The organism is Vibrio gangliei (assembly GCF_026001925.1).
GTDB classification, from domain to species: Bacteria; Pseudomonadota; Gammaproteobacteria; order Enterobacterales; family Vibrionaceae; genus Vibrio; species Vibrio gangliei.
The window spans coordinates 1529164-1554555 of record NZ_AP021869.1; the positions used below are offsets into that span (position 1 = coordinate 1529164).

Genomic DNA, 25392 nt, shown 5'->3' on the forward strand with positions numbered 1-25392 from the left:
CACTATAATTTATTAAACCGTGCTCACATCACCTTTCTCAGATTTGTAACACTGTAACTTCCATAACTCGACTTTTCGATATGTTCACTCCACCAGCTCATTAGAGTTCGGCGGCGTTCGAGATAATCTGTACGGTTATAAGCCGCACGAATTTGATTTTTATCTGTATGGGCAAGTGCTGCTTCAATTACATCGTAATCAAAGCCCTGCTCATTCAACGTAGTACTTGCAAGCGAACGCAGTCCATGAGCAGTTGTTCTATCTTTGAACCCCATTCGACTCAATGCTTTATTCGCTGTCTCTGAATCTGTTGATACTTTAGGATTACGGCTTGATGGAAAGATAAATTCTCGATGCCCACTAATCGGTTTTATCGCCTCTAAAATAGCCATTGTTTGGTCTGTTAAAGGGATCACATGCTCACGGCTCATTTTCATGCGCTCAGCGGGGATAACCCACACTTTATTATCTAAATCTATCTCATTCCACTTCGCTCCCGAAGCTTCATTTGGACGTACCATGGTATGGAGTTGCCACTCAATCAAAAATCGTGTCACTTTTTGAATATTCGCAGTTGCAACAGTTTTAATTAGCTCATGCATTTCATGTGGTTGTAATGCTTTCATATGAACAACTTTATGCTTTTTAAACACATCACGTATACCAGACAATGGATTCGCCATGATCAAGCCACTATTCACTGCATAGTTCATGATTTCATTCATCAATTGAGCTGTGCGTTTTACTGTTTCAAGTAACCCTTGCTCTTCAATCGGTCTTAATGCAGCGATGGCTAATGGTGCGGTTAATTTCGTAACAGGAATTGCTCCTAGCTTAGGAAAAGCATACAACTCCAATTTCCTCCAGTTACCGTGAAGTGTTTTTTCTTTGATCCTTCCCTCCTTCGTTGCTTTCCATTGCTCAGCAACAAATAAGAATGTGGCATTCTGCTCTACAATTGCCATAGCTTTCTGCTCAGCTTTGGCCAATTGAGGATCTATTCCTTCAGAAATCATTCTCCTAGCTTCTAACGCTTTATCTCTCGCTTCAGCTAATGTCATATCTGGATAAGTACCAAAAGACAAATAAGTCACTTTATCTTGTGCTGGACGTTTATAGCGAAATTGCCATGAACGGGAATTATTAGGTCGAACACAAAAATAGAGATTTCCACCATCAGATAGGCGATAAAGCTTATCCTTGGGTTTTGCCGTCTTCACTTGGACCGCTGTTAATTTATAAGCCATACGCATCTCTCAAGTAATACCTAAATCTGAACCAAAACAATAGAAAATCAGGTATTACTTTTTGTGAGTTTTGTATTTTATTTCAATTGGTTATAAAAACAAAATCCAATAAAAAAGATAGTAAAGTAATACCTAACAACCCTGAAAAAGTAATACTAGCATTGTAAATTTATTCTTGGTATTACTTTTGGTATTACATGATAGCTTGGATTTTAAAAGACACTACAGGACGTTATTGGAATGTAAGTTATTGATTTTAATGTTTTTTAGATAAGAAAAAAGACATCCTAGGACGTCTTTAAACTTGAAGTTGGCGGTGAGTGAGAGATTCGAACTCTCGATACGTTTCCGTATACACACTTTCCAGGCGTGCTCCTTCGGCCACTCGGACAACTCACCGTAATTTGTGGGTTAAGGCTTTGCTTAACGAGGCGCTAATTTAATGATTCTACGGGGTTTGGTCAAGCGCTTTGGGCCAATTTCCTTCGTTTTGTGGTTAAGTGGTCAATATTTAACTGATATCGGCGCTTTTTTAATTTATGAGTAAACCGGAACGCGAAACCATTTGCGGCAGGCATCTAAGAAAACGCCGTAGACTACGCCCATTCCTCCGGCAATTACTGCGTTGCTAATCACAGCTATTACGATTTGATGCGGCGTTGCGCCGACGATCATAAGCAGCACCGCATATACGGGTGATTGAAAGGTAACGTATGCGAACATATCGGCAATTTTACGCATCCAAAACTGGCTGGAGACTCTTTGGCTTGAGCGTAGCACCCAGTCACGAAATAAACCATAAGGTAACGCTATCGCGATGTTAACGGGAATCGATAGGGTTCGTGATGCTAACGATTGCTGAAATGACATACCAGAGACAAATATTTCAATCGCCATACCGGCAACAAAGCCAAAGACTACCATGGCAAACATGTCCGCCGCTGCCTGGCGAAAACGTGCAGAATCAATACGTCGCATTCACTCACCTATTCGTAAAAAGGAGCCATAAAAGAGAATAAAATTCAAAAAATAAACCGCTAGAAAATTAGATGAGTGTTGCATGTGTTCACTACCCTACTCATTTAACGCGGATTATATAGACAATAAACCAACAAAATCAAAGCACAAAACACCATATAGATAAAATTAATTAGTCTTATTTTATATATATTTGATGGATAACCAGCCCGAATAACTAGATAAAGTCAACCTTTCAGTCACTTTAACTACCAAAAAGTTTTAGGCATGCGAAATGAGGCTAAACTGATACTTTAAGGTGTTCGCGCACTCACCTGCTTGCTATCATTAGCGCCTCTTTTTTTGATACACAACCGGAACCCTATAGGTAACTCTCGTGACTTTAAATGAATTGCTCAGCCAGCCTGAATTAGAAAACAAATTACTCAATGCCGAACAAACGCTTGGCTTTGTCACTGCGATGGCTGCGGCTCCGCATGTATTAGACCCATCTGAATGGCTACCGTATCTTTGGGGTGGTGAAGAAACCGCGCCGTTTGAATCTGCCGAGCAATTTGAGCAATACGCAGGGCTGATTGTGAATGAGTGGAACCAAACCCATGCAGCTTTATTAGAAGGCACTTGGGCATGGCCTGAGGGTTATGATTTAGATGAAGAAGAAGTGGTGACAGAATCGGTGCGTGATTTTGCTGAAGGCTTGTTACAAGGCTGGCAGCTAAGCCGCGATGATTGGGAAACCTTAATGCCAGAAGACAGTGAAGATAATGCACTATTGGGTGGCGTGCTGCTTTCAGTGAGCATGCTGTACGATCCGGAAACGGCGATCATGACCCTGTCTGAACAAGGCTTAACGGGCTTAGATGAATTTGCTGAGATTTATAATGCAATGCCTGTGATGTTGTGTGGGCTGTCTCAACGCGGTAATCAATTGGCGCAATCGTCGAAGCATTAATTTTCCCTAAGCCAGAATTTCGGGCTTTGCGCTTCTTGTAGATCGAATCAAATATAAAAGTAAAGCCAGTGTTGATGATTTCAGCACTGGCTTTAATTTTTTGTCGTTAATGATTCTAGCTGAGGTTATTTAGCTAATGAAGCATTAATATCAATCAGAACTTGGTTAGGCTGCTCAGCTTGTGTAATTGGACGACCAATCACTAAGTAATCGGAGCCAGCTTGCATGGCTTCTGCTGGCGTCATAATGCGGCGTTGATCGCCTGCTGCACTTCCTGCAGGGCGGATGCCAGGAGTGACCAGTTTAAACTCTTTACCAAGCTCTGCTTTTAACATTGAAGACTCATGTGCTGAACACACAACGCCATCTAAGCCACTTTGTTGTGTCAATTTAGCTAGACGCTTCACTTGCTCTTGCGGCTCGATATCTAAGCCAATACCTGCAAGATCGGTTTGTTCCATACTGGTTAATACGGTCACACCGATTAACAGTGGGCGGTCTTTGCCGTAAGGCTCTAGAATTTCACGAGAGGCCGCCATCATTCGCTCACCACCGCTAGCATGAACATTCACCATCCACACGCCCATTTCAGCAGCCGCTCTCACCGCTTTCGAGCAGGTATTAGGAATGTCGTGAAATTTGAGGTCTAAGAACACCGAGAAGCCACGTTGATGCAATTGACGCACAAATTCAGGGCCAAAGAAGGTGAACATCTCTTTACCCACTTTTAAACGACATTGATCCGGGTCGATATTATCCACAAAAGCAAGCGCTTCATTTTGGTTGTCATAATCAAGGGCAACAATTACTTTTGGATCGAACATCGGCTTTCCTCTAAATGTGTGATAAGTCGTCATTAAAGATATAACTCTCTGATTGACAAGAATTACTCACCATCTAACCCACGAATCGGTTTAATGGTGCCCCACCCTTTACAAGATGGGCAATGCCAATAGATAGAGTGCGTTGCAAAACCACATTGTCGACACTGGTAATGTGGCTTAGCTTTCATTTGTACACCAACCATTTCTTGTAGGGTGGTTAAACTGTCTTTGGCTCGGCCTTCTTCCGCTTCTGCGATGTGATAGTCGATTAAGCGGTAAAAGCCTTTCATAGTTGGATTCTTAACAAGTTGTTGAGTCAACAAGGTTTGTGCCGCTGCAATACCATCATGCTGCGCCACCATTTGTGCCAACATTAACTCTGCCGATACTCCGGCTTTCTTAGCGATACATTTTTTCAAGAACTCAAGCATGCCCGCTTCATTGCCAAGTTGATAATAGCAATCGGCTAACGTTGGCAGCACTTCTGAAATATAGTCGATATCTTGCTCAAGCACTTTTTCAAGGCAATCTATAGTTTGTTTGTAATTGTCAGACTCAAGGTAAATGTTGCCAAGTGCGATGGTTGCGCGCACACATTTTGGATCTTCGGTTAACGCGCGTTTAAAGTACAAAATGGCTTTCGAGGTATTGCTTTGTCCAAGTTCAAACATGGCGATTTCACACCAGTAATGAGCGATGTCACGGCGCATTTTTTTTCGCCCCATCGCTACCAACGCATCGCCATATTTTATCGCTTTGTTCCACTCTCGAGTTTGTTGATAAATCGTCACTAGCTGCTGCAGAGCTTGCTCGCGATGTTCAGGTTCATCAAGCAATTGTTCGAAGATTTTTTCTGCCCGGTCAAAAAAGCCCGACACCATGTAATCTTTTGCCAGCTGTTGCAATGCGAGGTTTTTTTGATCGACCGTTAAGCCTTCACGAGTGATGAGGTTTTGGTGAATACGAATGGCGCGATCCACTTCACCACGGGAGCGAAAGAGGTTACCCAAAGCGAGGTGAGTATCAATGGTTTCATCATCCACTTGAAGAAGTTCGATGAAGTGGTCGACAGCCTTGTCAGATTGTTCAGACAATAAAAGGTTTAGACCTCTCACATATTGGCGAGAGATCTGATGCGAATGTTCTTGCTTATCATGGCGAGCACTGCGATTACCCATATACCAGCCATACGCGGCAGCAATAGGTAATAACAGGAATAATAGCTCTAGCATTAACGAATAAACCTAACCTTTCGTCTCAGGTAACTGTTCTGAAGACTTCGATGACTTTTGAGCTTTATTTAACTGCTTACGTAAACGACGAACCGTGAGATTCGATTTTAAATATAAACCACCAAAAATGAGCCATGCAATAGCAAAGGCTACAACAAATACAATCCCAAGCAGTAAAGAAAGGGGCAATTCATTTTGAGCGATTAGATAATTGAATGTCACTGTTTCTTGATTTTGTGCGCCCAGTGCGAGTGCGACAAGAAAAAGTGCGATAACCAATATGATTTTTATTATTTTCATAATTACCACCTTCCTACAGCGAAACAATGTTTAAACATGGTTTAGATTATGCAGTAAATTTGCCTGACACTCCATTGCCAATCAGTTGAAAGATGGAAATATTCTGAATTTAACCGCATTTAGAGTGAATTTTGAGCATAAAAAAACGGCATTCAAACCGAAAGCCGTTTTTATAGAGTTCTCATCGTTGAAACGATATCGAGATACTTAAGCAATGCTGTTATTCACACGTTCGCGTAACTCTTTACCTGGTTTGAAGTGCGGAACGTATTTACCTTCCAATTCCACTTTTTCACCTGATTTCGGGTTACGGCCAATACGTGGCTCTCGATAATGTAGAGAAAAACTTCCGAAACCACGAATTTCAATACGATCCCCCTCTTCCAGCTTAGTCGCCATATGCTCGAGAATATCTTTCACGGCATCTTCAACTTCTTTCGCTGATAAATGGGTTTGCTGAGCACAGAGTCTTTCAATTAATTCTGACTTAGTCATAGGTGATTCCCTCACTTTACTCTTCTTATCGAAAAAAGGGAGCCATTAGCGGCTCCCTTCTATAGGCAATGATTATTCGCCTTTAGCAGCCTTGAATGCGTCAGCCATAGCGTTACCAAACGAAGCTTCGTCAGCTTTGTTTAGAGTAGCCATTGCTTCTTGCTCTTCAGCTTCATCTTTAGCTTTGATAGATAGGTTGATTACGCGGTTTTTACGGTCAACACCAGTAAATTTCGCTTCAACGCTGTCACCAACACTGAATACTAGAGATGCGTCTTCGATACGGTCACGAGCTGCTTCAGAAGCACGGATGTAACCTTCAACGCCTTCAACTAGTTCAATTGTAGCACCTTTTGCATCAACTGCAGTTACAGTACCCGTTACTAGAGCACCTTTCTTGTTGTCTGCAACGTAGCTGTTGAACGGGTCGTTTTCCATTTGCTTAACGCCAAGAGAAATACGCTCACGGTCAGCATCTACTGCTAGAACTACTGCAGAGATTTCGTCGCCTTTCTTGTAGTCACGAACCGCTTCTTCACCTTGAGCATTCCAAGAAATGTCAGATAGGTGAACTAGACCGTCGATACCGCCTTCAAGACCGATGAAGATACCGAAATCAGTGATTGATTTGATCTTACCAGTAACTTTGTCGCCTTTAGCTTGTGCTTCAGCGAAAGTCTGCCAAGGGTTAGCTTTACATTGTTTTAGGCCTAGAGAGATACGACGACGTTCTTCGTCGATATCAAGAACCATAACTTCAACTTCATCACCAACGTTAACCACTTTAGATGGGTGGATGTTTTTGTTAGTCCAATCCATTTCTGAAACGTGTACTAGACCTTCAACGCCTTCTTCGATTTCAACGAAGCAGCCGTAATCAGTTAGGTTAGTTACACGACCAGTTAGTTTGTGACCTTCTGGGTAACGCTTAGCGATAGCTACCCATGGATCTTCGCCAAGTTGCTTAAGACCTAGAGAAACGCGAGTGCGCTCACGGTCAAACTTAAGAACTTTAACTAGGATTTCGTCACCAACGTTTACGATCTCAGATGGGTGTTTAACACGCTTCCAAGCCATATCTGTGATGTGAAGTAGGCCGTCTACACCGCCAAGGTCAACGAATGCACCGTAGTCAGTAAGGTTCTTAACGATACCTTTAACTTCAGTACCTTCTTGTAGAGTTTCAAGAAGTTCGTCACGCTCAACGCTGTTTTCAGATTCGATAACAGCACGACGAGAAACAACAACGTTGTTACGTTTCTGGTCTAGCTTGATTACTTTGAACTCTAGCTCTTTGTTTTCTAGGTGAGCAGTGTCACGAATTGGACGTACGTCTACTAGAGAACCAGGTAGGAATGCACGGATACCGTTTAGTTCAACAGTGAAACCGCCTTTAACTTTACCGTTGATGATACCAACAACAGTTTCAGCTTCTTCACATGCTTTCTCAAGTACGATCCAAGCTTCGTGGCGTTTCGCTTTCTCACGAGAAAGTTGAGTTTCACCGAAGCCGTCTTCTACCGCGTCAAGTGCTACATCTACTTCAGCACCAACTTCAACTTCAAGTTCGCCAGCAGCGTTCTTGAATTGTTCAGCTGGAATAGCAGATTCAGATTTTAGGCCTGCATCAACAAGAACAAAACCGTTCTCGATAGCAACAACAGTACCTTTAACAATAGTACCTGGGCGGAATTCTAGTTCGTTTAGCGACTCTTCAAAGAGTTGAGCAAAAGATTCAGTCATTATATATGATCTTCAATAGTTTAAACGTCCATGGGTATCCTACCGCATGGGGTTGATAAATTTGCCAGTCATCATCCTTGCGACCAACAGTCTAAACACCAAGTGCCTATATCGATACAAACCCCTACTGTAAAAGCAAAGGTTTGAATATCATAAACGGCTACTTAGTGAGCTTAGATTCTATAAATTGTAGTGCCTTTTCTACCACATCATCAATAGAAAGAGAGGTAGAATCGATCACTAACGCGTCATCTGCAGGGCGTAATGGAGCAACCGCTCTGTTACGGTCACGATCGTCGCGCTCCTGAATATCGCGTAAAAGTTGGTCGAATTTACCACTTAAGCCTTTAAGTTGCAACTGATTCAAGCGACGTTGAGCTCTTTCTTCGGCACTGGCGTCGAGAAATATCTTGGCTTCAGCGTTAGGGAATACTACCGTTCCCATATCACGACCATCGGCAACCAAACCCGGCTCTGCACTAAAAGCACGCTGACGACGCAATAACGCTTCACGCACTCTTGGCAATGCGGCAACTTTAGAGGCGGCAGTACCTGTTTCTTCTTTACGTAATTCTTTAGATACATCTTCGCCTTCAAGGATAACCTTTACCAAGTCACCTTCAGCGATAAATTGCACATCAAGATGCGTTGCAATAGGAACTAATGCGTCTTCGGATTCTGTATCGACACCATGATGCAAAGCAGCCAGTGCAAGTACGCGATAAATTGCGCCAGAATCTAATAAATGGAAGTTTAACTTTTCCGCAAGCAACATGCATAATGTGCCTTTCCCTGCGCCACTAGGCCCATCAACAGTGATTATTGGGCTTTGAGATGACATACACTTTCTCCAGGGTTTGAATGAGCAAAAGACTCAATAAATTAGACGAATTTACGGCGCGCAATTATATCGGAATACCAGCTCGGTTGCATGACTTATTCGTGAAAAGATCTTATAGCAGCACATTTTCAACGACGATTATATTTGCCCCATGACAGTAGCACATAAAATAAAACCCCACAGATGTGAGGCTTTAATGTATCCATTTGAGTGAGGGTCAACTAGCTTTCGCTCAATTCAGCAAAGGTTTTAAAATAACCTGGGAATGTTTTCGAGGTGCAGTTAGGATCATTAATCGTCACTGGCGTATCACTGAGTGCCACTAATGAAAAACACATCGCCATGCGGTGGTCGTCATAAGTATCAATTTTCGCATGAGTAAGTTGAGCCGGTGGCGTAATTGTAATGTAATCATGCCCTTCTTCGACTTCTGCCCCCACTTTTCGTAATTCCGTTGCCATAGCAGACAAACGATCGGTTTCTTTAACCCGCCAGTTATAAACATTACGAATGGATGTCGTGCCTTTTGCAAACAGCGCTGTCGTTGCGATCGTCATTGCGGCATCAGGAATATGATTAAAGTCCATGTCGATAGCATTCAGCTCACCTTTACGACAAAGCACATAATCTTCCCCCCATTCAATTTCTGCCCCCATTTTCTCTAAGGCGCCAGCAAATTGAATGTCACCTTGAATGCTATTTTTTCCAATACCCGTCACTTTGATTTCACCGCCTTTAATGGCCGCGGCAGCTAAGAAATAAGACGCCGAAGAAGCATCGCCTTCAACCAGATATTGACCTGGGCTTTGATAAGATTGGCCTGCAGGAATCACAAAGGATTGATAGTTGTTGTTAATCACTTTAACGCCAAATTTAGCCATGATATCTAACGTAATATCGATATAAGGCTTAGACACTAATTCGCCATCGATATTAATAGTCACTTCTCCGTCAGCTAACGGAGCCGCCATTAAGAAAGCGGTTAAAAACTGGCTTGAGATCGAGCCATCAATACTGACAGTACCGGCTTTAAGCCCAGTGCCAACAATTTTAAGTGGTGGATAGTGTTCATTTTCAAGGTATTCCACTTGTGCCCCGGCGGTACGCAGAGCATCTACAAGATGACCGATTGGGCGCTCTTTCATTCGAGGCTCACCGGTTAGAACATATTCGCCTTTCCCTAAGCATAATGCTGCGGCTAAAGGACGCATCGCCGTTCCTGCATTACCCAGAAAAAGCTCTAATGATGCATCTCCCGTTTGAAAGACATTACCTAGCCCTTGCACTTCACATACAGATTTATCTTCTGAAAGCTCATATTGAACACCGAGTTTAGTCAAGGCATTCAACATGTGACGAATATCATCACTATCCAGTAAATTGGTTAGACGCGTAGTGCCATTTGATAATGCAGCCAGAAGAAGCGCGCGATTCGACACACTTTTGGATCCCGGTAAATTAACTTCACCAGATATTTTTTGAATAGGTTGAAGAGTAAGGCTTTCCATTGATTACAACATTCCTTGCAAGATTCTAACGATTGGCTTGAGATTAACGAAAATCGAGATGCGGTGCTAGTGCAAATATTGTTATTATTCAGTCCATAGCCCATTACACACGTAATTTTATGACTATCCACCTACCATGCTTAGATGATAATAACACTGCATTTCCGGATGTTGGCTCCGCATTAGCCGTGCCTAATGGTCTGCTGGCTTTTGGTGGTGACTTATCACCAGAGCGAATTCTTAATGCCTATCAGCACGGTATCTTTCCTTGGTTTTCTGATGGTGAACCAATTTTATGGTGGAGTCCTAACCCGAGAGCCATTATTCATCCAGCGCAGTTTCAGCCATCTAAAAGTTTACGTAAACACCTTAGAAAATCGAAACTGACCATCACCCTAAATCAAGCCACAGAACAAGTTATCCAACTGTGTGCGAGCACCCGCCCACCAGAACAAACCTGGATCACACAAGAAATGATCGACGCTTACATTCAATTGGCTCGATTAGGGCACTGCCATTCGGTTGAAGTATGGCGTGACAGCGTGCTCATCGGTGGGCTGTATGGCCTCAAACTTGGCAAAGTTTTCTGCGGTGAGTCCATGTTTTCACTTGAAAGTAATGCATCCAAACTTGCATTTTGGCATTTGTGTGAACATCTTAAATCAATAGATGGGCAGGTGATCGATTGTCAAATGATGAACCCGCATTTAGAAACTCTTGGGGTAATAGAAATTCGTCGTGAAGATTTCATCGAGCAATTAAATCGGCTTTGTCACCAAGCAACGAGCCCATCCACTTTGGAGCCACAAGTATTATTTAGCAATACGCAGACAGTAAGTCATACGCACATAACTAATGTATAAATTAACAATACATAAATTAACAATACATAAATTACTAACGCATAAATAACCAAGACGTAAATGCTCTTTAACGACCATCCATTTCTTGAAGACTAGATTAAGATATGCAAACCAATCGAATTAAAATTGGCCTAAGCCCTAACCACCCGTGCAGCTACTTACCTGAACAGCAAGAGCGGATTGCCGTATTAATGGATGATGCATTGCATACAGAAGACAACTACGCAGTTTTTCTGGCGAATGGCTTTCGTCGTAGTGGTAATATGGTGTACAAACCGCATTGTCAAAGTTGTCAGGCTTGCCAACCGATTCGTGTCGCTATTGCTGATATTCAATGGTCAAAAAGCCAAAAGAGATTATTAAACAAAACCAAGCACTTCACCTGGGAATTCAAAACTGACTTAGATGAGAATTGGTTTGAGCTGTATGAGCGTTATATTGAAAAACGTCATAGAAATGGCAGCATGTACCCTGCCAATCAAAAACTTTTCCACGATTTTATCTTTTCCGATTGGCTTACTCCCAAACTTCTGCATGTTTATGAAGATGGAAAGCTCATCGCCGTTGCTGTGACAGATGATGTGCCTTATGCGCTGAGTGCATTTTATACTTTCTATGAGCCCGAGCACCCGCTATCACTAGGAACCTTGTGTGTACTATTGCAAATTAAACAATGTCAGAAAATGCAAAAAGACTGGTTATATTTAGGCTATCAAATTGATGAATGCCCTGCGATGAGCTACAAAGTTCGCTTTCAACGCCATCAAAAGCTAGTAAATCAGCGTTGGCAAGGGTAGAATACGCAACAACTTTAAACTCGAGCAAATATTTATTCACTGCTTGAGCATTATTACCCCTTAATTTACTGCTCAACTCAGCGGTTAAGAATAAGCCAAATTTCGGTAAGAGGATTAAATGGCAAAAGAAGACGTAATTGAGATGCAAGGCACTGTCCTTGACACATTACCAAACACTATGTTCCGCGTAGAATTAGAAAATGGTCACGTAGTGACAGCACACATTTCAGGTAAAATGCGTAAAAACTACATCCGCATCCTTACTGGTGACAAAGTGACTGTAGAAATGACTCCATACGATTTATCTAAAGGCCGTATCGTCTTCCGCGCACGTTAATATTTTTCCTTCAAGTGGCATACTCGCCGCTTCGATAAAATAAAAACCGAAACCTCAACGTTTCGGTTTTTTTATGCCTTTACTTCCCCAGTTCTTGCCTACATTTAGGGCAAAAGAAAACGCCTATCAACATGAAACTTATGTTGATAGGCGCTGATTAGTGATAGCTCACTCTACATGCTTCAGCTACATACAATACTGTGACTTTACCGTTTGGTATTGTATTAATGTACCGCTTCTTCTTGGTTCAAGTAGGTAAACTCTAGCTCTTCACCGCTAGAACTTAATGTCACTCGAACCGTGCCACCATCCACTAATGAACCAAACAGCAATTCATTCGCTAGTGGTTTTTTGAGTTTATCTTGGATCACTCGTCCCATAGGTCTTGCCCCCATGGTTTTGTCGTAACCTTTCTTAGCCAGCCAATGACGAGCTTCTTCTGATACTTCCATCGAAACACCACGACCATCCAATTGCGCTTGAAGCTCAACGATAAACTTATCGACCACTTGATGGATCATGTCTTCACTTAAGCTATTAAACCAAATGATATTATCTAAGCGGTTTCTAAACTCAGGCGTAAAGACTTTTTTGATTTCAGACATCGCATCATGGCTATTATCTTGTTGAATCAAACCAATAGATTGCTTCTCGGTTTCTTGTACACCGGCATTAGTGGTCATCACAAGAATCACATTTCTGAAATCGGCTTTACGGCCATTGTTGTCCGTTAATGTACCGTTATCCATCACTTGCAATAACAGGTTGAAGATATCACTGTGCGCTTTTTCAATCTCATCCAGCAACACAACTGAGTGAGGATGTTTAATCACGGCATCCGTCAATAGACCGCCTTGGTCATAACCGACATAACCCGGAGGTGCACCAATCAAGCGGCTCACTGAGTGACGTTCTCCGTATTCGGACATATCAAAGCGCAACAACTCAACACCCAGTAGCTTAGATAACTGAACGGTGACTTCCGTTTTACCCACACCAGTAGGGCCAGCAAACAAGAATGAACCGACAGGCTTATTATCATGACCTAGCCCAGCACGCGTGAGTTTAATCGCCTCACATAGGACTTCGATAGCAGGATCTTGTCCAAACACAAGCAACTTCAATCGGCTGTCTAAGCGAGACAACACTTCTTTGTCTGAAGATGACACCGATTTTTCTGGAATACGCGCAATCTTGGCAACAATGGCTTCGATATCTGCCACATTCACCATTTTCTTGCGCTTACCTTCTGGTGCCAAACGGCAATGTGCCCCTGCTTCGTCAATCACATCAATCGCTTTGTCTGGCAAGTGTCTTTCATTAATGTATTTAGCCGAAAGCTCAACCGCAGCTCGTAGGGCTTTATTGCTGAACTTCACTTGATGGTGCTCTTCGTATTTGCTCTTAAGCCCCATCAAGATCTTAGTCGTATCATCAATCGATGGTTCCAAAATATCGATTTTTTGGAAGCGACGAGCAAGTGCACGTTCTTTTTCAAAAATCGTGCTGTACTCTTGATAAGTCGTGGAACCAATGCAGCGTAATTTACCGTTGCTCAATAAAGGCTTGATTAAGTTAGCGGCATCCACCTGACCACCGGATGCTGCACCAGCACCAATGATGGTATGAATTTCATCAATGAACAGAATCGTGTCTTTTTCTTTTTCAAGCTGCTTTAAAATGGTCTTAAAACGTTTTTCAAAGTCACCGCGATATTTAGTGCCAGCCAATAGCGAACCAATATCTAAAGAATAAATCACGCTGTCTTTGATGACATCGGGAACTTGGCCTTCCACAATGCGCCATGCTAACCCTTCAGCAATAGCGGTTTTACCTACCCCGGCTTCCCCCACCAATAGCGGGTTGTTCTTACGGCGGCGACATAACACTTGGATCGTGCGCTCTAACTCAACATCACGCCCAATCAAAGGATCAATTTGCCCTTTTTTGGCAATTTCATTTAAGTTGGTTGCAAAACTATCAAGACGCTCTTCCGAGCCATTTTCTTGTGGTTGTTCATCGCTTAAGTTTGCGCCGCCTACTTCATCGTCCGAGGATTTACGGATGCCATGAGAAATAAAGTTGACTATGTCTAAACGGCTAATATCATTTTTCTTGAGAAGATAAGCCGCATGAGATTCTTGCTCGCTGAAAATCGCCACCAAAACATTGGCGCCAGCGACTTCACTGCGGCCAGAAGATTGAACGTGGAAAACGGCACGCTGAAGTACACGTTGGAAACTTAATGTAGGTTGAGTTTCACGTTCTTCATCCGCACTAGGAATAAGTGGTGTGGTTTGCTCGATAAAAGCTTCGAGCTCTTGACGTAATGTGTCGATATCAGCTTGGCAGGCCGATAATGCTTCATGAGCAGAGTTGTTATCGAGCAACGCTAATAAGAGGTGCTCAACCGTCATAAATTCATGACGTTTCTCTCTGGCACGCATAAATGCGCTATTTAAGCTCATTTCAAGTTCTTTATTTAGCATAGCTACCTCCCCAAAGAACAATTACTCTGTTCATATCCAGCAAAAATCTCAGCGTATAAAAACGCAAATTCTTGTGGTTATACTTGCTCCATAGTGCACAGTAAGGGATGTTCGTTTTCACGTGCATGCATGGTAACTTGCATTACTTTTGTCTCAGCCACTTCTGCTGTAAACGTGCCGCAAATTGCCTTTCCCTCAAAATGCACTTTAAGCATTACTTGTGTCGCACTCTCCAAATCCATAGAGAAAAAACGACCTAGTATTTCTATCACGAAGTCCATCGGAGTGTAATCGTCATTATTTAAAATCACATGATACATCGCCGGTGGCTTCAGTTTGGTCTTCTCATCTTCCAGAAGATCGATATCTGGTGAAGTCCATTGGTATTGCTTATTCATGTTTATTTATTTCTACTTTTTTAACAGGACTGCTAGAAAACCGAATTGACGATCTGTCTTCATACTTCAATCTGTCTTCATAATTAGAGACTAATGCACCAATTGTATCCCTGCAAATAAAAGATAGCCATTATGTAAAAGTCGCACATCAAGCGCCTAAAAAGAAAGCAAAGCATCTCAAAAATGGGAGCTTAAAATGTAATTTTCAATCCCGTAGTTAAGCAAAAGTTAAATCCATATCTCTATTTTGTCATTTCGACAACAATTATCACTCTCAGCTATTGACTGTCAGCTGTGATTGTCTAAATTGTGTTCTGAGGTGGTTAAAAAAATAACCGTTATATCGTTGAAAAAGCATGAGGGATGTAAAGCATGGCTACAGGTACAGTTAAATGGTTTAACAATGCCAAAGGATTTGGCTTCATTTGTCCAGAAGGTGAAGAAGGCGATATCTTCGCTCACTACTCGACAATTCAAATGGATGGGTACAGAACGTTAAAAGCAGGACAACAAGTATCCTACGAAGTAGAAAAAGGCCCAAAAGGCTCTCATGCAAGCCTAGTTACGCCTCTCGATAGTGATCAAAGCAAATAGGTAGCGAACCTTTTTAGCAAACCACTTTTCAGTTATCTATCAACAGCAATACTGTTTCTTCAACGGTGTTGCTGTTTTGCTTTTATACCTATTACATTAATTAGATGGCAATACAGCCCGATGAAATCGACATAAAAAAACACCAGCCTCGCAGCTGGTGTTTATTATGCTAATTCACTCAATCTAGAACTTTATTTCAATTGTTCCAATACGGCATTCAGCGTTTCACTTGGACGCATTAGGCGTGATACTTTTTCATCATCAAATGAGTAGTAACCACCTAGGTCACCAGCGACACCTTGTGCGCCATTCAACTCATCAACAATTTTTTGTTCATTGGCAATCAGTTGCTCTGCGATTGGTGCGAACTGTTGAGCAAGCTCTGCATCTTTTGTTTGCTCAGCAAGTGCTTTCGCCCAGTATGTAGCTAGGTAGAAATGACTACCACGGTTATCAAGTTCACCTACTTTACGTGATGGTGACTTATTCTCATCTAAGAATTGACCCGTCGCTTTATCCAAGGTCTCAGCTAAAACTTGCGCCTTTTCATTACCAGCAACACTACTTAAGTGCTCCAAAGATGCCGCTAGCGCTAAGAACTCACCCAGTGAATCCCAACGTAAGTGGTTTTCTTTTTCTACTTGCTGTACGTGTTTCGGCGCTGAACCACCGGCACCTGTTTCGAATAAACCACCACCATTCATTAATGGAACGATTGATAGCATTTTAGCTGAAGTACCTAGCTCAAGAATTGGGAATAGATCCGTTAGGTAGTCACGTAGTACGTTACCAGTCACAGAAATTGTATCTAGCCCTTCCTTGATGCGCTCTAGCGAGTAGTTAGTCGCATCAACGGGTGCCAGAATCTTAATTTCCAAACCAGAAGTATCATGCTCAGGTAGGTAAGCATTAACTTTCTTGATGAGTTCAGCGTCGTGAGCACGGTTTTCATCTAACCAGAATACTGCTGGAACGCCAGTTGCACGCGCACGAGATACGGCTAACTTCACCCAATCTTGAATTGGTGCATCTTTGACTTGGCACATACGGAAGATGTCGCCTTCTTGAACTTCTTGCTCAAGCAATACTGTATCGCTGTCATCCACTACACGGATAGTGCCCGCTTTTTTCGCGATAAAGGTTTTATCGTGTGAGCCGTACTCTTCCGCTTTTTGCGCCATTAAGCCAACGTTTGGAACACTACCCATAGTCGTTGGATCGAATGCACCGTGTTTCTTACAGAAGTCGATAACCGCTTGATACACACCCGCATAAGAGCGATCTGGGATCATCGCTTTAGTATCTTGCAATTGACCCTCGCTATTCCACATTTTACCAGATGAACGAAGCATCGCAGGCATTGAAGCATCAACGATTACATCACTTGGTACGTGTAGGTTAGTAATACCGCGATCCGAATCCACCATTGCAAGAGAAGGACGAGTGCTGTAAACCGCAGCCAGTGCGTCTTCAATCTCTTGTTTTTGTTCCGCTGGCAAGTTCTCGATCTTGCTATACACATCACCAATACCATTATTCACATCGACACCAAGCTCTTCGAATAGCTCACCGTATTTTGCGAATACGTCTTTGTAGTAAACCTTAACCGCGTGACCGAAAATGACAGGGTCCGACACTTTCATCATGGTCGCTTTCAAATGCAAAGAAAGCAGGATGCCTTGTTCTTTCGCCTGTTGGATTTCTTTTTCGAAAAACTCAACCAAAGCGGCTTTGTTGAGTACAGCAGCATCAATGATTTCTTTATCTTGTAAAGCAAATGGCGCTTTAAGCACTTCAACATTGCCACCAGCATCAAGGTGTTCGATACGAACGTTACGCGCACCGTCAACCGTCAATGATTTTTCACTACCGTAGAAATCTTGCTCTGTCATGCTTGCAACATGAGAAGCCGAGTTTGAATCCCATGCACCCATTGAGTGTGGATTTTTCTTCGCATAGTTTTTCACTGAAAGTGGCGCACGGCGGTCAGAGTTACCTTCACGTAAAACTGGGTTTACCGCACTGCCTTTAATCTTGTCATAAGTTTCTTTAATGGCACGTTCTTCGTCCGTTTTCGGCTCATCTGGGTAATTTGGAAGCGCGTAACCTTTCGCTTGTAATTCTTTAATCGCAGCACGTAGCTGAGGAATGGAAGCAGAAATATTTGGTAATTTAATGATATTGGCTTCAGGTGTGTTTGCCAGCTCACCTAACTCAGTCAGAGCATCACCAATACGTTGCTCTTCAGTTAAGTACTCAGGAAAGTTTGCAATAATACGTCCCGCCAATGAAATATCACGAGTGTCTACATTGATACCAGAAGATGCGGTGTATGCGCGAATAATAGGCAGTAATGAATAAGTAGCCAGTGCTGGCGCTTCATCGGTAATAGTGTAAATAATTGTTGGCTTTTGTGTAGGCATTGAATTTCCCTATATAGATCGAACAGCCTTAGTAGATGAGAACGGCTGTATGGCTCAAGAAAACGGTATCATCGTATGCACCCTTTTCTCTCTTGTTAGATAACAGCTCATCAGGCATACCCTATCATCTCAAGCATACCTGTTTGGATCACTCAAATTTGTTGCACTCTTACTGTTACGATTCTTCGATTTAGCCAAGTTTTATTCATCAATGTATTTCTATTCGTACATTGACTTAGCAAGCAACCGTCAATCGCGGGTATTGTGAGAACTCTTTATGGGGAAGAAATTCCCAAATGAATTAAACAAATTCGAGTTATTGGTCTATTATCTTGTTCTTTTAGCGGCACCATACTAGATCAATTCTTAATTTATTAAAACTTAGCCACTCCGTTTGTTTACATTTTTGCAAGGTAGTTAACATGTCGACGACAAAGTCTTCTTCAAAAAAGCCACAATCACGTCATCGGTTTAAAACAGGTTCGACCAGAAAACACACTGCAAACCATGAAGCGCGTAAGTCGTCTAGGTTTAAAAATAAGCCGCATTCACAGGCAAATAAGTCACAAAAAAACAAGCCAACAAAGCGTATCAATGACAGCGAACGCATTATTTTATTATTTAACAAGCCTTACGACACATTGAGTCAATTTACTGACGGTGAACAACGTAAAACCTTAGCCGATTATATTGATGTAAAAGATGTCTATGCAGCGGGTCGATTAGATAGAGATAGCGAAGGCTTAATGGTATTGACCAATGACGGTATTTTGCAGGCTAAAATCACACAGCCGCAGTCGAAGTCGCCAAAAACCTATTGGGTGCAAGTCGACGGCGCTCCAAGTGAAACCGATTTAGATAAATTACGTCAAGGGGTCGAGCTCAAAGATGGTATGACGCTACCCGCCAAAGTGGAAATAATGGCAGAACCCAATGTGTGGCCAAGAAATCCACCGGTTCGCTTTCGCGCTAATATCCCAACTACTTGGCTTGCCATTACCATCATTGAGGGCCGAAATCGCCAGGTAAGACGCATGACGGCACACATCGGCTTTCCCACCCTACGCTTAATTCGCTACGCCATTGGTGAGTGGAATTTAGGCGATCTGCAGCCAGGTGAATATATACCCAAGTGACCTCAAGATGCAGAATTCAGAGCTATCATCCAAGTTCTTAGACAAGGAAGATTTATGCGGAATAAACACCTTTCAATTAAATCTGACGTAGGCTGAGGGCTTGGATGAAGCTCCCGAAGGGCAAGTTAAAACAAGCTTTATGCTGCGTTAAATTGAACAGAGATAGAATCACTATGATCATAGTCAATTTGCCTTGCCTAAAACTTGTTTTATTCTTGCTGAAACTCGCATCTTGAGGTTACTTGGGTATAAACACACGTATTTGTAATCTAATGGGGTATTTTTCCACCGTAATTTGAATGTGAACTCCTTCACGGATCTGTTGCCTCCGATAACTTTCTGTTAGAATCCGCAGCAGATTCATTTTGTGGTAATTCATGCATGTCAGATAACAGCCAAAACAGTAATAACAGCGATAAAAAAGTCATCGTCGGAATGTCCGGTGGTGTTGATTCTTCCGTTTCAGCTTACTTGCTCCAACAGCAGGGTTATCAAGTTGAAGGTCTTTTCATGAAAAACTGGGAAGAAGACGATAACGAAGAATATTGCACAGCAGCAGAAGATCTTGCTGATGCGCAGGCTGTGTGTGACAAGCTAGGTATCCACTTACATACCATCAACTTTGCTGCGGAGTATTGGGACAATGTGTTCGAATACTTCCTAGCTGAATACAAAGCTGGCCGTACACCGAACCCAGACATTCTGTGTAATAAAGAAATCAAGTTTAAAGCCTTCTTAGAATTTGCTGATGAAGTACTTGATGCCGATTACATTGCTATGGGCCATTATGTTCGTCGTACTTTCCCAACGCCTGAACAAATGGCAGCGGGTGAATTACCTCAAATGTTGCGTGGCTTAGATAACAATAAAGACCAAAGCTACTTTTTGTACACATTAAGTCATGAGCAAGTGGCGCGCAGCTTGTTCCCAGTGGGCGATTTAGAAAAACCTGAAGTTCGCCGCATTGCCGAGGAACAAGGCTTAATCACAGCGAAGAAAAAAGACTCCACCGGTATTTGCTTTATCGGTGAACGTAAATTTACTGATTTCTTATCGCGTTACTTACCTGCTCAACCTGGTAAAATTGAAACACCAGAGGGTAAAGTGATCGGCGAGCACCAAGGTTTGATGTACCACACTTTAGGCCAACGCAAAGGCTTACACATTGGTGGTCAAAAAGGCGGTGGCGGTAACGAAGATCCGTGGTATGTTGCCGATAAAGATCTAAAACGTAATGTTTTAATCGCGGTGCAAGGTGCGGAACATTCTCTATTGAAATCCACTGGTTTGATCGCCTCTCAACTTCATTGGGTAGATCGTAAAGCCATTACTGAGCCATTACGTTGCAGTGTGAAAACGCGCTACCGTCAACAAGATATTGCCTGCACGATTGAGCCAATTGATGCCGAAAATATCAAAGTGATTTTTGATGAACCTCAAGTTGCCGTGACACCTGGGCAATCGGCGGTATTTTACTCAGGCGATGTATGCTTAGGTGGCGGCATCATCGAAGAAAGAATGTAATCATAATTAAGGGCTCTTTGTGGCCCTTTTGTTTATAGTTAGATTTCATTTATAGTAACACTTCATTGTTTTTGGTCAGTTTTCAGGAGAATCAAACGTGGCAAACAATCTATATGACCGTACTATCGCTTTTGCAGGTATCTGCCAAGCTGTTGCGCTTGTTCAACAAGTAGCGCGAAACGGAGATTGTGATTCCGCCGAGCTTAAAGCGACCTTGAATACAATTGTGAATATGAATCCTCGCAATACACTGGATGTATTTGGCGACGAATCAAACCTTAAACTGGGTTTAGAAACCATGGTGAAAGGGATTGATAGCACACCAAAAGGCAGTGAAGTGACTCGCTACATCATCAGTATTATGTCTTTAGAGCGTAAACTCAGCGCTCGTTCTGACTCAATGTCACAGCTTGGTGATCGCCTCACTACCATTGAACGTCAACTGGATCACTATGACCTGCTTGATGAACAAATGATCAGCAACTTAGCCAGCGTCTACCTCGATGTGATTAGCCCAGTCGGCCCTCGCATCCAAGTCTCTGGTACGCCAGCGGTACTGCAACAAACATTAAATCAACATAAAGTTCGAGCTCTCTTATTGGCAGGCGTACGTTGTGCGGTACTGTGGCGCCAGGTTGGTGGACGTCGTCGTCACTTATTGCTTGGTCGTAAAAAAATGCTCGAACAAGCTAAAATTTTACTCGCGAGATCGTGGTAATACGATCCGAACCTATTTCACCCTCTTTTTTTAGTTAAATTCAATTCAGGAGATACACATGGAACTGTCAGCATTGACTGCTGTTTCACCGGTAGACGGCCGCTACGGAAGTAAAACGATTGCGTTACGCAGCATCTTTAGTGAGTATGGCCTCCTAAAGTACCGTACTATCGTTGAAATCCGTTGGTTACAAAAGCTTTCGGCAACAGCTGCAATTGCAGAAGTACCGGCTTTTAGCGCAGAAGCGAATCAATACCTAAACGATATCGCAGCGAACTTCAGCGAAAAAGATGCAAACCGCATCAAAACGATTGAACGTACGACAAACCACGATGTAAAAGCGGTTGAGTATTTCCTTAAAGAAAAAGTAGAAGCATTGCCAGAACTTCACGCAGTGAGCGAGTTCATTCACTTTGCTTGTACTTCTGAAGACATCAACAACACTTCTCACGCTTTGATGTTAAAAGAAGCACGTGATGAAGTGATCTTGCCAGCGATTCGCGAAATCATCGATGCCATCAAAGGCCTAGCGGTTGAATACCGTGACATCCCTCTTCTATCTCGTACTCACGGCCAGCCTGCGTCTCCATCAACAATGGGTAAAGAAATGGCTAACGTGGCGTACCGTATGGAGCGTCAATTCAAGCAAATCGCGAACGTAGAAATCCTAGCGAAAATCAATGGCGCTGTTGGTAACTACAACGCTCACCTTTCTGCTTATCCTGAGCTTGATTGGCACAAATTCAGCGAAGAGTTCATTACCGAATCTCTAGGCGTAGACTGGAACCCGTACACAACTCAAATCGAACCACACGATTACATCGCTGAATTGTTTGATGCAATTGCGCGTTTCAATACTATCTTGATCGATTTTGACCGTGACGTATGGGGCTACATCGCTCTTGGCCACTTCAAACAAAAAACCATTGCGGGTGAAATCGGTTCTTCAACCATGCCTCATAAAGTGAACCCTATTGACTTCGAAAACTCAGAAGGCAACCTAGGTCTAGCGAATGCTATCTTCACTCACCTTGCGCAAAAACTGCCAATTTCTCGCTGGCAACGTGACCTAACCGACTCAACGGTTCTACGTAACTTGGGCGTAGGTTGTGGCTATGCCATGATCGCTTATTCATCTGTGATGCGTGGTATCGGTAAGTTAGAAGTGAACCAAGCGGCACTAGAAGCAGAACTGGATAAAAACTGGGAAGTACTAGCCGAACCAGTACAAACCGTGATGCGTCGCTACGGCATTGAAAAACCATACGAAAAGCTAAAAGAGCTAACTCGTGGTAAACGTGTTGATGGTGAAGGCATGCGTGCATTTATCGACGGTCTTGAGATTCCACAAGAAGAAAAAGATCGCTTGAAGCAAATGACACCGGCAAATTACATCGGTGATGCTGTTAAATTGACAGATTTGTTGAAGTAATCTAACGGTTATCGAGGCTCGGGCGCTTTGCTGCTCGAGTTTCGAAAAGATTAACACTCGTCACTCCAAAAGCTCATCATTCCAAAAGTGAGGTACGAGCTGTTTGGAATCTCCTACGTTAAGCTGTGAAGTCGATAGCTTTAGGAGATCCTGAACTACACTCCTTCGTCGTTATTCAGGATGACGCTGTTAATTCACTCATAAGCATACACCACGGGTTAGCTTCGGCTAGCCCTTTTCTTTTTTTGTATTCAACCTCATCCCTTGCTATTGCTTCATTTCCCTTTAATCTGTGCTTTCTGTTACACTCTGAGCCCTGTTCCGTTTCATCTCAATGTAGGCACCACATGTACCAACTCTCTTTCTCGCTTGAACAATTTCTTGCTGAATACTGGCAAAAGAAACCCACGGTTATCAAAGGTGGTTTTTTCATACAATCGCCTGAACAAGGCTTTATTGATCCGCTGTCTCCTGATGAATTAGCGGGCCTTGCGATGGAGGAAGTGGTCGACTCTCGCTTTGTCTCTAACAAAAATCAGCAATGGCGCGCTGAGCATGGCCCGTTTGCAGAAGATAAGTTTGCTGACTTACCGGAAAGTCATTGGTCTTTAATTGTGCAAGCGGCGAATCATTGGCATCCAGAAGTGGCACAATTGGTGTCTCCTTTTCAGTCCATGCCGAGTTGGTTGTTTGATGATGTGATGATCAGTTTTGCCGTCGAACATGGTGGCGTGGGGCCACACATCGATCAATATGACGTATTTATTTGCCAAGGTATGGGTAAACGTCACTGGCGTGTTGGCGCCAAAGATGAAGGCCAATATGAAGAAGTCATTCAAGCGCAAGCACTGCGTCAAATCAAACAGTTTGATGCCATTATTGATGAAGTACTCGAACCAGGCGACATCTTATACATTCCACCAGGATTCCCTCACGATGGTTATGCCTTAGAGCCATCAATGAGCTATTCGGTTGGCTTCCGCTCCCCCAAAGAACAAGAACTGCTCAGTAACTTTGCCGACTACATTTTGGCGCATGATATTGGCGATGTGCATTTACATAACCCTGAGCAAAAAACGCAAACCGGATTTGGTATGATCCAAGCCCAAGATGCTCAGCATTTAACGTCGATGCTCACCTCAGCATTGCAAGATCAGGCCCGTATTAATGACTTTCTAGGTTGTATGTTAAGCCAATCACGCCATCAGCTTAATATCATCGTACCTGAAGAAGAATTCGATGCCGATGAACTGATGCAGCACATTCAAACAGAACAGCCTTTATATAAAGTGGCCGGATTACGAGCGGTTTATCATGAACACAACCCGAATACCTTGTACATCAATGGAGAGGTATTTGAACTAGAAACGGGATTAGAACCATTAGCGCAAATCTTATGTGATTATGACGATATTGAACCACAGACCCTAGCGTCTCTGACCAGTATTCCAGCTGCAATGAACTTACTTACTCAGCTCATGAATAAAGGCTATTGGTTCGTAGAATAACCGCCTAATAACCCATTCCACACCCATGTAACGTCGATATATAGGCGCTGATTGTCCATACTCAGCGCCTATTTTTTTTAATCCTACTGAATACAATTCCAACAAACAGCGCCCATACCATACCCTATCATTAAAATGCTCTGTATGATGGTAGACATTCTCAATACGAACGGACTGGAATAACTGATAATGAAAGTGATCTCATTCAATATTAATGGCCTACGCGCCCGCCTTCACCAACTGCAAGCCATCATTGATAAGCATCAACCGGATGTGATTGGCTTACAAGAAATCAAAGTACACGATGAAGCCTTTCCGCTGGAAGATGTACAAGCCATGGGTTATCACGTTTATTTTCACGGTCAAAAAGCCCATTACGGTGTGGCAATGTTGTGTAAACAAGAACCGATTGCCGTTCAGCGCGGTTTCTCAACCGATACTGAAGAACATCAACGCCGCATGATCATGACGACGTTTGAAGATGAAAATGGACAAAAAACCACAGTGATGAACGGTTATTTTCCGCAAGGTGATAACATTCATCACGAAACCAAATTCCCATACAAGCGCCAGTTCTATAAGGACTTAATGACTCACCTCAACACGCACCACAGCAGCGGTGAGCAGATTATCGTAATGGGAGACATCAATATCAGCCCGATTGATTTAGACATTGGCATCGGTGAGCCTAACGCTAAACGCTGGCTAAAAACTGGTAAATGCTCATTCCAACCAGAAGAGCGTGAATGGCTGAAAACCTTATTAGATTGGGGATTTGAGGACACTTTCCGTAACTTACATCCAACGGTTGATGATCAATTCTCGTGGTTTGATTATCGCTCACGCGGTTTTGATGACAACCGTGGCCTACGTATCGATGTCATTTTAGCGACCCCTAGCCTAGCGGCAAAATGTGTTGAAGCCGGCATTGATTACGAATTGCGTGGCATTGAAAAGCCTTCCGATCATGCACCGATTTGGTCAGTGTTTAAATAGCATTTTAAACAGTAAGCGCAACAAATAAAAACGCCAGTGACTTCACAATCACTGGCG

General features: G+C 42.8%; 23 protein-coding genes and 1 tRNA gene. 11 read left to right on the forward strand and 13 right to left on the reverse strand.

The genetic code is table 11. From position 1 onward, the window contains the following. Window positions 1-23: 23 nt before the first annotated feature. The 3 genes from Vgang_RS06965 to Vgang_RS06975 form a co-directional block, all read right to left on the reverse strand. The gene (locus Vgang_RS06965) at window positions 24-1247 is read right to left on the reverse strand and encodes a tyrosine-type recombinase/integrase (protein WP_105902128.1); all 1224 of its coding nucleotides are present in this window, start codon (window positions 1245-1247) and stop codon (window positions 24-26) included. 311 nt (window positions 1248-1558) lie between these two features. Beyond that, a tRNA-Ser gene (locus Vgang_RS06970) sits at window positions 1559-1646 on the reverse strand. 138 nt (window positions 1647-1784) lie between these two features. Beyond that, entirely contained in the window at window positions 1785-2225 is a 441-nt protein-coding gene (locus Vgang_RS06975; RefSeq protein WP_105901863.1) for an L-alanine exporter AlaE, read from the reverse strand. 376 nt (window positions 2226-2601) lie between these two features. Here Vgang_RS06975 and Vgang_RS06980 point away from each other — a divergent pair, with 376 nt between their 5' ends. Then, the gene (locus Vgang_RS06980; RefSeq protein ID WP_105901862.1) at window positions 2602-3177 is read left to right on the forward strand and encodes a UPF0149 family protein; all 576 of its coding nucleotides are present in this window, start codon (window positions 2602-2604) and stop codon (window positions 3175-3177) included. Window positions 3178-3302: 125 nt separating this feature from the next. Here Vgang_RS06980 and pyrF read toward each other — a convergent pair whose 3' ends face one another. The 7 genes from pyrF to aroA form a co-directional block, all read right to left on the reverse strand. Beyond that, window positions 3303-4001: an orotidine-5'-phosphate decarboxylase gene (pyrF, locus tag Vgang_RS06985; RefSeq protein ID WP_105901861.1), complete on the reverse strand. Its 699-nt coding sequence runs from the start codon at window positions 3999-4001 to the stop codon at window positions 3303-3305. A gap of 62 nt (window positions 4002-4063) precedes the next feature. Then, the gene (gene lapB / locus Vgang_RS06990) at window positions 4064-5233 is read right to left on the reverse strand and encodes a lipopolysaccharide assembly protein LapB (protein ID WP_105901860.1); all 1170 of its coding nucleotides are present in this window, start codon (window positions 5231-5233) and stop codon (window positions 4064-4066) included. Window positions 5234-5245: 12 nt separating this feature from the next. After that, window positions 5246-5533 carry a LapA family protein gene (locus Vgang_RS06995; protein ID WP_105901859.1) on the reverse strand — a complete coding sequence of 96 codons (288 nt, stop codon included), beginning with the start codon at window positions 5531-5533 and terminating at the stop codon, window positions 5246-5248. 207 nt (window positions 5534-5740) lie between these two features. Beyond that, window positions 5741-6028, reverse strand: a complete 288-nt coding sequence (ihfB, locus tag Vgang_RS07000) for an integration host factor subunit beta (protein WP_105901858.1) — start codon at window positions 6026-6028, stop codon at window positions 5741-5743. A 72-nt stretch (window positions 6029-6100) separates the two neighbouring features. After that, window positions 6101-7771 carry a 30S ribosomal protein S1 gene (gene rpsA / locus Vgang_RS07005; protein ID WP_105901857.1) on the reverse strand — a complete coding sequence of 557 codons (1671 nt, stop codon included), beginning with the start codon at window positions 7769-7771 and terminating at the stop codon, window positions 6101-6103. Window positions 7772-7931: 160 nt separating this feature from the next. Further along, window positions 7932-8612 (reverse strand): (d)CMP kinase, encoded by a 681-nt coding sequence (gene cmk, locus Vgang_RS07010; protein WP_105901856.1) that lies wholly within the window; start codon window positions 8610-8612, stop codon window positions 7932-7934. Window positions 8613-8833: 221 nt separating this feature from the next. Further along, window positions 8834-10120 carry a 3-phosphoshikimate 1-carboxyvinyltransferase gene (gene aroA / locus Vgang_RS07015; RefSeq protein WP_105901855.1) on the reverse strand — a complete coding sequence of 429 codons (1287 nt, stop codon included), beginning with the start codon at window positions 10118-10120 and terminating at the stop codon, window positions 8834-8836. Window positions 10121-10239: 119 nt separating this feature from the next. On the opposite strand from aroA, the gene aat reads away from it, so the two are divergent. From aat to infA, 3 genes are all read left to right on the forward strand, one after another. Continuing rightward, window positions 10240-10983 carry a leucyl/phenylalanyl-tRNA--protein transferase gene (aat, locus tag Vgang_RS07020; RefSeq protein ID WP_105901854.1) on the forward strand — a complete coding sequence of 248 codons (744 nt, stop codon included), beginning with the start codon at window positions 10240-10242 and terminating at the stop codon, window positions 10981-10983. Window positions 10984-11087: 104 nt separating this feature from the next. Further along, the gene (locus Vgang_RS07025; RefSeq protein WP_105901853.1) at window positions 11088-11780 is read left to right on the forward strand and encodes an arginyltransferase; all 693 of its coding nucleotides are present in this window, start codon (window positions 11088-11090) and stop codon (window positions 11778-11780) included. A 118-nt stretch (window positions 11781-11898) separates the two neighbouring features. After that, window positions 11899-12117: a translation initiation factor IF-1 gene (infA, locus tag Vgang_RS07030; RefSeq protein WP_001040192.1), complete on the forward strand. Its 219-nt coding sequence runs from the start codon at window positions 11899-11901 to the stop codon at window positions 12115-12117. A 224-nt stretch (window positions 12118-12341) separates the two neighbouring features. On the opposite strand, the gene clpA is transcribed toward infA, so the two are convergent. Together clpA and clpS are read right to left on the reverse strand one after the other, a co-directional pair. Next, window positions 12342-14606 (reverse strand): ATP-dependent Clp protease ATP-binding subunit ClpA, encoded by a 2265-nt coding sequence (clpA, locus tag Vgang_RS07035; RefSeq protein WP_105901852.1) that lies wholly within the window; start codon window positions 14604-14606, stop codon window positions 12342-12344. A gap of 77 nt (window positions 14607-14683) precedes the next feature. Then, entirely contained in the window at window positions 14684-15004 is a 321-nt protein-coding gene (gene clpS / locus Vgang_RS07040) for an ATP-dependent Clp protease adapter ClpS (RefSeq protein WP_105901851.1), read from the reverse strand. 372 nt (window positions 15005-15376) lie between these two features. Here clpS and cspD point away from each other — a divergent pair, with 372 nt between their 5' ends. After that, window positions 15377-15598: a cold shock domain-containing protein CspD gene (gene cspD / locus Vgang_RS07045; protein WP_105901850.1), complete on the forward strand. Its 222-nt coding sequence runs from the start codon at window positions 15377-15379 to the stop codon at window positions 15596-15598. A 191-nt stretch (window positions 15599-15789) separates the two neighbouring features. Here the strand turns inward: cspD and Vgang_RS07050 are convergent, their stop codons facing one another. Continuing rightward, window positions 15790-18021: an NADP-dependent isocitrate dehydrogenase gene (locus tag Vgang_RS07050; protein ID WP_105901849.1), complete on the reverse strand. Its 2232-nt coding sequence runs from the start codon at window positions 18019-18021 to the stop codon at window positions 15790-15792. A 422-nt stretch (window positions 18022-18443) separates the two neighbouring features. Between Vgang_RS07050 and Vgang_RS07055 the strand changes: the two genes are divergently transcribed. The 6 genes from Vgang_RS07055 (at window position 18444) to xthA (ending at window position 25335) form a co-directional block, all read left to right on the forward strand. Continuing rightward, on the forward strand, window positions 18444-19157 hold the full coding sequence (locus tag Vgang_RS07055) for a pseudouridine synthase (protein WP_105901848.1): 714 nt from the start codon (window positions 18444-18446) through the stop codon (window positions 19155-19157). Between the two features lie 381 nt (window positions 19158-19538). After that, the gene (gene mnmA, locus Vgang_RS07060) at window positions 19539-20681 is read left to right on the forward strand and encodes a tRNA 2-thiouridine(34) synthase MnmA (protein WP_105901847.1); all 1143 of its coding nucleotides are present in this window, start codon (window positions 19539-19541) and stop codon (window positions 20679-20681) included. A gap of 97 nt (window positions 20682-20778) precedes the next feature. Beyond that, window positions 20779-21399: a high frequency lysogenization protein HflD gene (hflD, locus tag Vgang_RS07065; RefSeq protein WP_105901846.1), complete on the forward strand. Its 621-nt coding sequence runs from the start codon at window positions 20779-20781 to the stop codon at window positions 21397-21399. Between the two features lie 58 nt (window positions 21400-21457). Next, window positions 21458-22831 (forward strand): adenylosuccinate lyase, encoded by a 1374-nt coding sequence (gene purB / locus Vgang_RS07070; RefSeq protein ID WP_105901845.1) that lies wholly within the window; start codon window positions 21458-21460, stop codon window positions 22829-22831. A gap of 347 nt (window positions 22832-23178) precedes the next feature. After that, complete coding sequence (locus Vgang_RS07075; RefSeq protein WP_105901844.1) at window positions 23179-24339, forward strand: ribosomal protein uL16 3-hydroxylase; 1161 nt, start codon at window positions 23179-23181, stop codon at window positions 24337-24339. Window positions 24340-24528: 189 nt separating this feature from the next. Continuing rightward, window positions 24529-25335 carry an exodeoxyribonuclease III gene (gene xthA, locus Vgang_RS07080; RefSeq protein WP_105901843.1) on the forward strand — a complete coding sequence of 269 codons (807 nt, stop codon included), beginning with the start codon at window positions 24529-24531 and terminating at the stop codon, window positions 25333-25335. The last annotated feature ends 57 nt before the right edge of the window (window positions 25336-25392 follow it).

Excerpts from the sequence above, each read along its gene's own strand:
- Vgang_RS06965 (WP_105902128.1), bottom strand. The coding sequence starts at position 1,247 with ATGGCTTATAAATTAACAGCGGTCCAAGTGAAGACGGCAAAACCCAAG.
- Vgang_RS06975 (WP_105901863.1), bottom strand. The coding sequence starts at position 2,225 with ATGCGACGTATTGATTCTGCACGTTTTCGCCAGGCAGCGGCGGACATG.
- pyrF (WP_105901861.1), bottom strand. The coding sequence starts at position 4,001 with ATGTTCGATCCAAAAGTAATTGTTGCCCTTGATTATGACAACCAAAAT.
- lapB (WP_105901860.1), bottom strand. The coding sequence starts at position 5,233 with ATGCTAGAGCTATTATTCCTGTTATTACCTATTGCTGCCGCGTATGGC.
- Vgang_RS06995 (WP_105901859.1), bottom strand. The coding sequence starts at position 5,533 with ATGAAAATAATAAAAATCATATTGGTTATCGCACTTTTTCTTGTCGCA.
- ihfB (WP_105901858.1), bottom strand. The coding sequence starts at position 6,028 with ATGACTAAGTCAGAATTAATTGAAAGACTCTGTGCTCAGCAAACCCAT.
- rpsA (WP_105901857.1), bottom strand. The coding sequence starts at position 7,771 with ATGACTGAATCTTTTGCTCAACTCTTTGAAGAGTCGCTAAACGAACTA.
- cmk (WP_105901856.1), bottom strand. The coding sequence starts at position 8,612 with ATGTCATCTCAAAGCCCAATAATCACTGTTGATGGGCCTAGTGGCGCA.
- aroA (WP_105901855.1), bottom strand. The coding sequence starts at position 10,120 with ATGGAAAGCCTTACTCTTCAACCTATTCAAAAAATATCTGGTGAAGTT.
- aat (WP_105901854.1), top strand. The coding sequence starts at position 10,240 with ATGACTATCCACCTACCATGCTTAGATGATAATAACACTGCATTTCCG.
- Vgang_RS07025 (WP_105901853.1), top strand. The coding sequence starts at position 11,088 with ATGCAAACCAATCGAATTAAAATTGGCCTAAGCCCTAACCACCCGTGC.
- infA (WP_001040192.1), top strand. The coding sequence starts at position 11,899 with ATGGCAAAAGAAGACGTAATTGAGATGCAAGGCACTGTCCTTGACACA.
- clpA (WP_105901852.1), bottom strand. The coding sequence starts at position 14,606 with ATGCTAAATAAAGAACTTGAAATGAGCTTAAATAGCGCATTTATGCGT.
- clpS (WP_105901851.1), bottom strand. The coding sequence starts at position 15,004 with ATGAATAAGCAATACCAATGGACTTCACCAGATATCGATCTTCTGGAA.
- cspD (WP_105901850.1), top strand. The coding sequence starts at position 15,377 with ATGGCTACAGGTACAGTTAAATGGTTTAACAATGCCAAAGGATTTGGC.
- Vgang_RS07050 (WP_105901849.1), bottom strand. The coding sequence starts at position 18,021 with ATGCCTACACAAAAGCCAACAATTATTTACACTATTACCGATGAAGCG.
- Vgang_RS07055 (WP_105901848.1), top strand. The coding sequence starts at position 18,444 with ATGTCGACGACAAAGTCTTCTTCAAAAAAGCCACAATCACGTCATCGG.
- mnmA (WP_105901847.1), top strand. The coding sequence starts at position 19,539 with ATGTCAGATAACAGCCAAAACAGTAATAACAGCGATAAAAAAGTCATC.
- purB (WP_105901845.1), top strand. The coding sequence starts at position 21,458 with ATGGAACTGTCAGCATTGACTGCTGTTTCACCGGTAGACGGCCGCTAC.
- Vgang_RS07075 (WP_105901844.1), top strand. The coding sequence starts at position 23,179 with ATGTACCAACTCTCTTTCTCGCTTGAACAATTTCTTGCTGAATACTGG.
- xthA (WP_105901843.1), top strand. The coding sequence starts at position 24,529 with ATGAAAGTGATCTCATTCAATATTAATGGCCTACGCGCCCGCCTTCAC.